Genomic DNA, 9786 nt, shown 5'->3' on the forward strand with positions numbered 1-9786 from the left:
TGCCATCCGGCCGCATTCAAGCCTGGCCTACCTGACGCCCGACGAGTTCAAGCAGCGGTATTGTTCAACTGAAGCAATCGAGGCCGTTCTCCAAGATTGAAACGGTCCGAAGAACTCAGGCAGGTCACTGCTTCCAAGGCAGGATGCAGACCGCGGAGCCCTGCGACCACCGCTTTGGCCCAGTCGAAATATTCGCGTTTTCGCTCAGTCGACCAGTCCGTCGGAGGTGAAGCGGCAATATCGCGCAGGTTGCAGATTTTGTCAGCAAGCTTCACGAGCTTCGCTTTCGCGCTAATGTGGGCTGTGATGGAGTACTTCTATCGCTGACCTGAGCCTTGGCAACTCCGTCCGTGGGCTGCTATCAACGGACGAGGACCGGAAGGTGGAACTCACGTCAAAGCTTGTTGGAGCTCTTCGAGACAGGCGAAGATGAACCGCTCCATGCAAAAGCGCTATGTCAATCCACGGCCTTAGTCGGTTGACCTCATGCTCAACAATGAAATGGTGAACTTCGCGGGGGCACGCAGGCGTGTCAGCGCTTATTGAGAAGACGAAAGCCCGCTTGTTGGCGGGCTTCCCATGTCCTTGGACGTCGTGAAAAAAACAGCCTTAACGGAACTGCGCCGGCTTGGACAAATGGCCGCTGACTGCGTCCAAATCATCGATACGGCTGCGATACGCCTCTTCCATGCACGAGGCGGAAGAGCAAGCATCGCGCTCCTTCCTGCGCCACTCAATTTGGTCAGCCTTAAGTTGCTTCTTATCGTCCGTCAACTCCATTTGGCGCTTGTACGATTGAGCGAGTTCGACATCAAGTGCCGCGAGTTTCGGTGAATCACAAACGAGTCGTTCCGGCCCACTCGACACCTTCGAGCAGTCAAAGCTCGGTGCGAAGGACGTTGCAGCCGCTTGCGCCGGTGCCTTTTCGTCAGGTGCCGGTGCGACAGCCGGGGGAACTGGTTCGATTGCCGGAGGCACTGCTGAAGCCACGACAGGTACGGCTTCTACCGCAGGTTGCGGTGCTTGAACAGGCTCAGGCGTTACGGTGGCTGCGACCGCCTCTTGTGCTGCATGGCCGGACTTTGACGGCGTGTCTAGGCTCGCAATATGGTTCAGGTCGTCCGTGGATATCTTTCGGACGAAGCTGAACTGGTCTTGCGTTCCGTCATGCAGAGTCAACTGAATGTGAAATGACGTCTTGTCGTTGTTCCACAACTGCCGAATGGTCCAAACTGCAGGTTTTCCAGTCGCCGCCACAGTCACGTTGAAGTTGACGGTGCGGTTCTCGTTATCGATGGCACCTACGGTGACAGGGATGAAGGTATCGTCCATCAACATCCGAAGGCGATTGCTTGAGTAGTCGATGGTCATCAAACCATTGCTACCCTGTGCCTTCCACACACCGGAAATATCCTGCAACAGTGTCGGCTGCTCGACCTTTTTTTGTTCGCTGCATCCAAACATCATCATCAGCATCGCGATTGCGAAAATCGCGTTCAACATTTTTTTCATTATGCGATTGTTCCTGTTCGATTGGCCTCGTCGCGCGCGGGTCGTCGGTCCGTCGGCGCTGGGGACGATAGCATGAAAGGTTGGTTGAAGGTGGTCGAACGTAGGGGTGACATCAGGTCGAGCGCGATTCTTTCACTGATAAGGATGTTGCAATTTCCAACGGGTGACTTTACGATGCGCCTGCAAAAATTGATAACAGACCATACATACCGGGAGAGCATCTTGAAGGGTCGACTTCTCGTTTTTGGCATGTTGGCAACGCTGATATCGCACAGCGCTCTTGCGGATGATGCTGCAGCCAAGCGCGTTCGGACGCTCGCGCAGACCTACACCGCCGCGCTGGGTTGCGACGTGATGAACGTCGAACCTCGCAATCTTGTGCGCGTCACCGGCCCAAAAACAAACTCTGACGACAATCTCGAGATGTACTATGTGACCGTCGTCAACTCCGATTTTCAATGCGCGGGTGGGTCAGGGACGAGTGCCGGTCATGTCGTTGTGGTCGGCCATGCGGCCTACGACGTTCGATGGAACTCGGACGGTATTCATCGTCCGGAGGATTTCCGAGTCCGGCCTGAACTCTCTGAGCCAGCGGCGACAGTTGTCGGTGCCCCGCGAGCAATCACGAGTCTGTATCTCAAGGATGGTCAGTTGCAGGCCACTGGTCTGGAATACGGCGACAACGACTCCAATTGCTGCCCATCTCTGAAAACAATCTATAAGGTGTCGCTGGTCCGGAAGGATGTTCAGGTTAGTAAAGACGACAAGCGTCCGGTTAATACTTGGGTGTTCACAAAAATCAAGAATTACCAGTAGGTCAAACGAGGGCGCTCTCACCGCGCCCCTACACCAATCGACGAATACCACTAGCGCCGTCACCCCCGAACCGAGGGCTGACAAGGAGCTTCACGCAAAGTGCGGCCCCGTACGCGCTTCTGCTTAACGAAACACGAAGCTGACCATGCGGGTCATCTTCTTGCTCCCGTTGCGATTTCGGCCAATCTTCCAGCGCCTGGCTTGATGCCAAGCCGCCCCCGTCTCCCATCGCCGCCTAGCGCTACGGTCGGTAGGATAGCAGCAAAGACACCAAAAAAACGGGAAAGGTGTCCCATACAACAAGCGTATTGGGTTAGCGTGCCGCCGCTCTCAGTGAGCACCGCTACGCGCCATCTACCGTGGTCGCTGATGGCTAAGACGTTGGTCGCAAAGGATAGGTAACTATAAACGCTGAAATCCTTCGCAAATATCTGCCGAGGCAGCCAAGCTCAAAATACATCCGCGCGAACGTAGGGCGGGACGTAATTGCAGACCAAGGGTTCCATGCAAGCCCCATCGGCAGGTATGTGACGACATTGTCGGCTGACTACGCACGTACGTACCACTCACCAGAACCGTAAATCCTGTTCCGCGTATCAATGTCACGCTTGTAGCCAAGCTCCTTCACGAAACCCAGTGACTGCAGCACTTCGCGGGCGCACATGACGTCCTGCCTATCGGCCCAGTCGCGCGTGTAGACACAGATGACGTGTCCATTGCGGCCCATGCTACGCAAGGCGGTAGACACCTTGGCACACATCAGCTTGTTGCTCTCGATAGCATCACTGATTTTGCGCCACTCCTCGTCCACGTCGACGGTGCTCACAAAGATGCACCATTTGCCTGTCGCATCGGTAGGGGAAAAGTCGTTGTGGCTCGGGGAATTTTTGTAGTGCCACTTGCAACTCATGTCCTCAGAAGGCTTGTCCGATTTCTTGAACAATCGCTCTTCCATGCAAAGTTTTTTTTTCATGCAAGTCTCCCTGTGTCTGACACTACTCCATTGCTGCGGCAGTTGCCTGAATCGACTACACGCCGATGCTTACACGGATGAGTTTCTTTTCACGAACAAGCCGTGCGAGCACCCGCGCGACCTGCGCGCCACTTCCCAGATGCGCAACTTCAGCTCGCAGAATCACAACGTCACTGTGTGCCAGGAACCGGGTGACTCGGTCGACTGTTGTCTTATTCCGTTACCTTCGTGGGGGCGAGCGCCTCGCGAGCCCTCGTGTACGTCGCTGTACGTCATTGTTTCGCGGATTGCTACGGCTGTGCGCTTCGCCCTTCCGTCAGGCCCCGAAGCGGACTATTACACTATGGAAGCTTCCGGCGGAGCGCCGGAGTCGCGATATCATCGATGTTCCGGAATGCTGGACTGACTGTTTCGATGTCCCTCGCGTCCACGCCGCATTCATCGAAGTGCTGTTGCCATTCGCGCACCGCATTCCACGCCTCTGCGACGTACTCGCAGGCGACCTGCTCGGTGAGTCCGAACTTCTCATGCCAAGAGAGCGCGTTATCAAGCGTAGCCACCCTTCCTTGTTGGCCAACCTGGACGTGCAGGAAACGCTCATATGCGAAGCTCGGTCGCGGAACAACATCGAAGCAAGGACTCAATTGCCAGGTTCGAAACGCGTCGTTGTAGAGGTAGCCGGTGTTTCGGAGATGCCCGTCGTCATTGCTCACAAAGATGTCGATAAGCATCCGCTTGAAAATGCGCGCGGCGTCGTCAAGACCGGTGACTGCACGACTGTGCTCAAGCCCGGCAGTCGCGAGGTCCGCGTAGGAGGCACGACGCGACTCAAACTCATTGCGGGCCGTCGTTGAAGAGCGCTCATGTAGAAGACGCGGGGCTCGACTATTGCGCGTTCTTGTGCGGCTAAGTATTGCTCTCGGTCAGACGGACACGATGTCGAACCGTATCGATGCGCCCGAAAACGGTCGAATCGCTGCGATAGGAACACATTGCGCTCACCTACCGCGACTGTTTTCAACTCGGGCACATGAACGCCGGTCTTTGCAGCGAGCGTTAGCGTCGCAAGTTCCACGCTCGCCACGTCGAACAAGTCAGTCTTTGTGGGAAATTTCGAGACCCACAGGACACCGTGCTCGTCGCGAAACGAGGCTTTCGGGCGAGCGCCGCCGAGCCCGGCTCCCTGCGAGAAAATTGCATGTAGTTCTCGAGGCACCGTGAGGCCGTCATCGATGCGAGCCGCCGCCTCGCAAAGTTCCTCAAGGTCGAAAGAATCGTCGACGTGGGCAGGCGCGTCCGTACCAGAATCCAGCCGGAAGTCGAGAGCTCCGACGCGATGCGGTCCTGCGTGCAATAGATAGTCGGCCTCTCTGAGGCCATTCAACGCGACGCTAAGCTTGCGCTCAATCACGCGACGTCCAAATGCGTCTGGCGTTGAGTCCCGAAATGCGCCGAACAGCGGCGCAACGTTTATAGGCAGTTGGATGGAGCTGCGCGATAGACTCGTTTGCTGGGGCGGAAGGCTCACGGGGTCCAACTCAACACGATTCTGAAGAGCGAGATATTCCCCGTCGTACTCAAACGTCGATGACATATGGCCGTCGGCCCGCTCGGTCATCGTAAGCTTGCCGCACTGTGTCCAATTGCCATCGAGATGGGCGAACACAAGAAGGCGGGTTGCGCCGGTCATATCGTCTCCCCAAATGTCGCCTGGAGCTTCGACTCAAGTTCGACGCGCACCGCTGGTTCGCCGATGCCGAAGGTCTCGTCTGTCTTCACGAGATTGTCACGGCACCACTCAGGCCACCCTTGAGCGTCATCGTCGATTGCTAGCCAACGCGCCGGTCGGCGACGAAGTACGTCCGACCATATTTGCATTCCGCGAGGGGCGGCGACAAATGCGTCACGGTCCATTCGAGTGTGGTATGTCGCACCAATGACCCGTCTACGAAGGCCCACCGGCAGCCGTGCCGCCACGCGCGCGATACTCCCGCGATATCTGACGACCCAAGAGGTGCTGAGGACAATCATGACGTGGGGGTAGCTCGACAACAGTCCGTCCAACAACGGGGCCTGCTCAAAAAGTCCGTGGTTGGCTCGGTCCCGCAGGTACGGACCAATGCCGCGTTTTACATAGACGTCAGCCGGGTGAAGGCAGGCGTCGAAATCAACGTACAAGACGTCTCCGCCTCTGATTCGGGGCGGAGGGATAGTAGAGCTGAGCCCTATTGGCTCCGTCAGCATATCTTTCTCAATTGCAAATCGCTTGGAATGCACAACGTATCGAATCGCATCGACGCGCTTCGTTCGGTTCTGTGAATGCGTTTGATTGAAGTCCCCAGAGAAGCTTACCCCGGACTGCACCGCTCGGCTTCCATGTTTAGGTATCTGTGAGGTGCTCAATCGATAGACGTGGATTCCGACGCTAGAATGACCACTTGTTCTTCGTACGCCTCTCCCGTTGCAGCATTGAAGCCAGGAGCGCTCGGTCTGTTCGGAGGACGAAGGTAACCTTCTACTCGGCCGTCGTGCAGCCGCACATATTCCCGTATCCACGCTTGGCCAAGCTGGTGCACTCGCCCGACCTCGACGGTTGCTGACAAGTCTTGGAGCGAGCCGAGCATCAACACGATTGCTTCCGGGTCAGCAGATTTCAGTCGAACAAGCAGCTCAGCGACTTTCATGAGAGCTTCCCTCGAATAATCGATACGTCGCAGGTCGGTACGAATAAAAGGTCGCCGTGCCTCATCAAGCGGTGAGCGCCGTTAAGACATCTTTCCCGACGTCTGATACCGTCGTGCTCGTGCTTCGAAGCTCGAGAGTCAACGTCTCCGGTGTCCGCGCGCCAACGCGTTCGATATGAACTCGTGCGGCCGCCTCGCTCAGTTGGCACTGGACGACCGCTTCGAGTTCCGAGCCACTTCTTCCAAACGTCTGGCGCTCGATAATTGCGAAGAAGACGGGCGGCGCTTGTGGAGCCAGTTGTGGTTTTCGGTGACCCGGGCACGTCAGCGCGGCGAGTGCACGCTTCCAGATTTGCCCTCTCGGGTCGACTTCAGCAATGCTGACGAAGAGTGGGATGGAACCCGGCACCGCTTCGTCATACGCCCCCGCGTAGAACGACACACTCGTACGCGAATACTCAGACGCCCAATCTTTGGCAAACCTTCGTAGTTCTCTGTAATCTCCATCCTCCGCGAGAAGCTCAAGCGGGACCCGTCCTCCTAAAGCACCGCATGGTGCGGTCAGGAAATCCAGCCGTGCTTCGGGATAAGCCGGCGCCAAAATAGATGCGATTCGGTACAGCCGCGTTAGGTTGAGCTTTTCGTCGCAAAAGATGCTCGGATATACGTCCTCCCCGTCGAGTTCGACGGAGGAAATGCTGTACTCAGCTATGAGCCTTTGAACGCGCCTGTAGGTCACTCCGAGTTGTGCTCGTAGTTCTTCCCGAGAAAGCAGTAAGCCGGCAGCGCGCATCTGCCGCCGCAATCGCATAGTCTGCTCCCGAGCTGCGAACATTCCCGACTCTCCAAGCGCCGCGCGGTGATGCGCTGCTCTTGAGCTCTCGTCGTCTGAAATCAAGTCGAGCACCTCTCTATGCTTGCGCTCGGCGGACAGCAGCATCACGCGCTCGCTCCACCAGATTTCCGTCCACTCGCTTAGCGCGCGCTTTGCTCTCGCCGTCGTTGAGTAATAGTTCCGTGAAGCTGACCCGTCGTCACAGCGAAACAACTCGCAAGTCCACGGACTCGAGAGAGCGATGCCGTCAGATACTTCGTCTGCCAGTTCCAGACGTTGCCCCGGCGACACGAAAAGAACGGTCGCATCTGGTGGCAGTTGGCGAAGCTCGGCTATGAGGTCACGCACCTTCATGTTGTGCCGTTCTCACAGTCGATGTTTTCGACCGAGTCGCGTGGTGTCCGCACCGTGCGCGGGTCTGATGAGTCATAAACTCGAGAATCCAGGTGACGGCGTCGGGCGAGAGGTGAACTCTTCGCGCGGCTGACAGCGGGATATCGTCGGGGATGCACTCGACGCACCTTAGATAGATGGAATCAAACGCCGCTGCCATGCGCGTCGCCGGCGAGATAGCTTCGCCGCTGTCCTTCGAATGGTCTTTTGCGCCAAGCAGACAGGCCGAGGTCGGGTTGTTATGAAAGTACATACATCAGCACCTCCGCGACTCGTCATCAGAACCACCAGTGTAGATGCAAAACAGGTAGACGTAAAGAGCGTCGACGCTAAAGACGTGGACGCAAAACGCGTGGAAACAAATAGCGTGGATGCGTCTACTGTAGATACGAAATGGTCGCTCGGCGATGCTCTCGCCATGGACAAACTAGACATAACGGCAGCTCAATTGGAGCTCCGGCAGTTGCTTGCCGATAATGTGCGACGGTTCCGGAACGCACGGAACGTATCCCAAGAAGGCCTCGCCGCGCTCGCCGGCTTGCATCGAACGTATGTCTCGCAGGTCGAAAGGAAGGTCGTAAACACGTCGGTCGACAACATCGCAAAATTAGCCCTGGCGTTGCAAGTTCATGCTGGGGAGCTGCTCAGCCGGCCAGGAACCGAGGGCGACACATTTAGCGACCCGGCGAAAGTCGGAGACAAAACTTCGGCGAAGGTCCGACGCGTCTGACCCCCTCGAAGTCTTCCCGCCTGACATGTCTCATTGAAGTCCCGAACAAGCCCTGCTGCCCTCGCTCAAGGGTATCTCTCTGGTGCTGTAGTGTGAGGTAGAACGCGCCTGGTTGGAATGAGGGTTTGAAGCCCGGACCGCCTTGAAACACGGTACCATTCTCCTTGCATTTCCAAGAAAAGCCCGGAGAGCCGGGCTTTTGGAATCAGCGGTTCACTGCCTTCTTTTCGGCCATGACCTTGCGCTCGGAGGTCATGCGGTATGCCATGCCTCGTATTTCGACAATGGCAACCAATCCGACATGCACAATCACACAGCACAGGAACGCAAATGCCGTGTCGCCTATATAGAGACCCGACGCGAATGCGAAGAGGTCAATCGCGGCGACTGGTGCCGCTTTCACCCACCTGCGTTTGAATTGCTTTACGGTCAGCCTTGCGAGCTCTGAACTCGCGAACGCTACTGCTGCGAGTATGACTAGGTTCGATATCGCTGGGAGTTCCTGAAGAAGCTGATGCACGAGTTTGATAATTTCGATGTCGTCGAACTTCAATTTTTGCTCTCGAGAGTGCCCTGTAGCGACAAACCGACCATGCGGCCGTTCTGGCCACAGGATGGAGTTAGGGCATCGTCATGCCCGCGCAGACTTGATTGATTCTGCGCGTCATATGTAGCAACCCAGGAAATTTGTGCTATCTGACAGTTAGTTGCGGCGGCCCAGCACAAGAAACCCCGCAAGGCGGGTTTTCTTGTGCTATGTTCAGCGAATCATTTCTCGGAATAGCCGTTTCCGAAAGTCTCCGGAAAAACCAGCATGAGAATGGCAGAAACAAAAACAAGCGTCATCGGGTAAGCCATCTTCCCATTCCAGCGTATTAGTCGATGGAACAAGTATACAGAGTAGATTTTATAGAAGCCAGGCTTTCATCTCAAAGAAGCGGCCGCTGCACCGGCCGTGAATTAGCCCTGGACGTTTCGAAAGAATCCGCATGCAGTCGGAAACCTCTAGTGACTGCCACTACAGACCAATATCTCAGGCTGCCTCTCAAGGCGCGAAAACATGCGCTTAAGTTTCTGGGGCTGGTGCCGATAAACACCGCCATCGAGTATTCAATCAGGCCTTCCACAGGGGAGTTTCATGTCGAGTAGCAAGGTAGTCGATATCGTTCAACTTCGGGGACAGAAAGCGGTTGACAAAGCAGGCTTGGGTCCGGACGCGGAAATCTTCATAGACGGCGTCGTCCCCGACATCTTTGCAAACGCACTTGGTCGCGTGGCAGGTTGGGAGGAAACAACCCGTGCAATTCAGCGTATGCTCGAATCAGTTCCTCGAACGGAGCCGAAGCCAGGATTCTTCCGCGCCGCCTCGCTCGATGTGGCTCGCAAACAAAAGGTCGCAGGGGCGACCGTGGAAGAACACGTCACCTCTGTCGTCGACTCTGCTCCTCGGAACCTTGCTGGAGTCAAAGCATGGCTCAAGCGATGGGGCATGAGCAGCTACACAACGGGCGACGTTACGTTGTTCACTATTGACATCGGGCCTCTGTCGGAGGCCGAACGCATCTTTGTTCGCAAGGGCATCGTGAACTGGCGCCAGCTTATCGTTGCCGATGCGGATGATGTGCGGGTCGAGATGTTCGGCCACATGGGAAGCTTCTTAGCTATCTTCCGCGTGAAGAAGCATGACACTAGAACGTGGAAGTTTTGATGTGACGCCCGCTGCGGCGACGCAGCAGCACACTCTCACACGCGCGCTAACCAACTGCCCCACGCTGGACACAGAGCGCCCGCTGCACCCCGCCCTAGTCAGCTAGACACGTCGGGACAGGAGTACCCTTCCCCC

10 protein-coding genes and 2 pseudogenes are annotated in these 9786 nt (G+C 56.4%); 3 read left to right on the plus strand and 9 right to left on the minus strand.

Annotation, left to right across the window (positions count from 1 at the left end):
* Positions 1-125: 125 nt before the first annotated feature.
* Together GV035_RS25965 and GV035_RS25970 are read right to left on the minus strand one after the other, a co-directional pair.
* Positions 126-302: pseudogene (locus tag GV035_RS25965) on the minus strand (phosphohydrolase); the annotation flags it as partial.
* A 307-nt stretch (positions 303-609) separates the two neighbouring features.
* A complete protein-coding gene (locus GV035_RS25970; RefSeq protein WP_159838473.1) occupies positions 610-1512 on the minus strand; it encodes a lysozyme inhibitor LprI family protein in 903 nt (300 codons plus the stop codon).
* A 72-nt stretch (positions 1513-1584) separates the two neighbouring features.
* On the opposite strand from GV035_RS25970, the gene GV035_RS25975 reads away from it, so the two are divergent.
* A complete protein-coding gene (locus tag GV035_RS25975; protein ID WP_159838475.1) occupies positions 1585-2328 on the plus strand; it encodes a hypothetical protein in 744 nt (247 codons plus the stop codon).
* Between the two features lie 547 nt (positions 2329-2875).
* Here GV035_RS25975 and GV035_RS25980 read toward each other — a convergent pair.
* The 6 genes and pseudogenes from GV035_RS25980 to GV035_RS26005 form a co-directional block, all read right to left on the minus strand.
* A complete protein-coding gene (locus GV035_RS25980; protein ID WP_159838477.1) occupies positions 2876-3301 on the minus strand; it encodes a putative phosphothreonine lyase domain-containing protein in 426 nt (141 codons plus the stop codon).
* A gap of 341 nt (positions 3302-3642) precedes the next feature.
* A complete protein-coding gene (locus GV035_RS29775) occupies positions 3643-4215 on the minus strand; it encodes a HipA domain-containing protein (protein ID WP_159838489.1) in 573 nt (190 codons plus the stop codon).
* A gap of 41 nt (positions 4216-4256) precedes the next feature.
* Positions 4257-4991, minus strand: a pseudogene (locus GV035_RS29780) (type II toxin-antitoxin system HipA family toxin); the annotation flags it as partial.
* On the minus strand, positions 4988-5545 hold the full coding sequence (locus tag GV035_RS25995; RefSeq protein ID WP_159838491.1) for an HAD domain-containing protein: 558 nt from the start codon (positions 5543-5545) through the stop codon (positions 4988-4990). The gene GV035_RS25995 and the pseudogene GV035_RS29780, both read right to left, overlap by 4 nt.
* Before the next feature lie 155 nt (positions 5546-5700).
* Positions 5701-5985 (minus strand): hypothetical protein, encoded by a 285-nt coding sequence (locus tag GV035_RS26000; protein WP_159838481.1) that lies wholly within the window; start codon positions 5983-5985, stop codon positions 5701-5703.
* Positions 5986-6049: 64 nt separating this feature from the next.
* Positions 6050-7174 carry a hypothetical protein gene (locus GV035_RS26005; protein ID WP_159838483.1) on the minus strand — a complete coding sequence of 375 codons (1125 nt, stop codon included), beginning with the start codon at positions 7172-7174 and terminating at the stop codon, positions 6050-6052.
* Positions 7175-7454: 280 nt separating this feature from the next.
* Here GV035_RS26005 and GV035_RS29595 point away from each other — a divergent pair, with 280 nt between their 5' ends.
* Entirely contained in the window at positions 7455-7943 is a 489-nt protein-coding gene (locus GV035_RS29595) for a helix-turn-helix domain-containing protein (RefSeq protein WP_236572840.1), read from the plus strand.
* A 205-nt stretch (positions 7944-8148) separates the two neighbouring features.
* Here the strand turns inward: GV035_RS29595 and GV035_RS26015 are convergent, their stop codons facing one another.
* Positions 8149-8496 carry a hypothetical protein gene (locus GV035_RS26015; RefSeq protein WP_159838485.1) on the minus strand — a complete coding sequence of 116 codons (348 nt, stop codon included), beginning with the start codon at positions 8494-8496 and terminating at the stop codon, positions 8149-8151.
* A gap of 585 nt (positions 8497-9081) precedes the next feature.
* Between GV035_RS26015 and GV035_RS26020 the strand changes: the two genes are divergently transcribed.
* Positions 9082-9651, plus strand: a complete 570-nt coding sequence (locus GV035_RS26020; protein ID WP_159838487.1) for a hypothetical protein — start codon at positions 9082-9084, stop codon at positions 9649-9651.
* The last annotated feature ends 135 nt before the right edge of the window (positions 9652-9786 follow it).

The sequence above is a fragment of the Burkholderia sp. 8Y genome, assembly GCF_902506145.1.
Lineage (GTDB): Bacteria > Pseudomonadota > Gammaproteobacteria > Burkholderiales > Burkholderiaceae > Caballeronia.

Bases quoted from the DNA above. Each gene is read 5' to 3' on its own strand.
- GV035_RS25995 (WP_159838491.1), bottom strand. From the start codon at position 5,545: ATGCTGACGGAGCCAATAGGGCTCAGCTCTACTATCCCTCCGCCCCGA.
- GV035_RS26020 (WP_159838487.1), top strand. From the start codon at position 9,082: ATGTCGAGTAGCAAGGTAGTCGATATCGTTCAACTTCGGGGACAGAAA.
- GV035_RS25970 (WP_159838473.1), bottom strand. From the start codon at position 1,512: ATGAAAAAAATGTTGAACGCGATTTTCGCAATCGCGATGCTGATGATG.
- GV035_RS29595 (WP_236572840.1), top strand. From the start codon at position 7,455: ATGAAAGTACATACATCAGCACCTCCGCGACTCGTCATCAGAACCACC.
- GV035_RS26005 (WP_159838483.1), bottom strand. From the start codon at position 7,174: ATGAAGGTGCGTGACCTCATAGCCGAGCTTCGCCAACTGCCACCAGAT.
- GV035_RS26000 (WP_159838481.1), bottom strand. From the start codon at position 5,985: ATGAAAGTCGCTGAGCTGCTTGTTCGACTGAAATCTGCTGACCCGGAA.
- GV035_RS25975 (WP_159838475.1), top strand. From the start codon at position 1,585: ATGAAAGGTTGGTTGAAGGTGGTCGAACGTAGGGGTGACATCAGGTCG.
- GV035_RS25980 (WP_159838477.1), bottom strand. From the start codon at position 3,301: ATGAAAAAAAAACTTTGCATGGAAGAGCGATTGTTCAAGAAATCGGAC.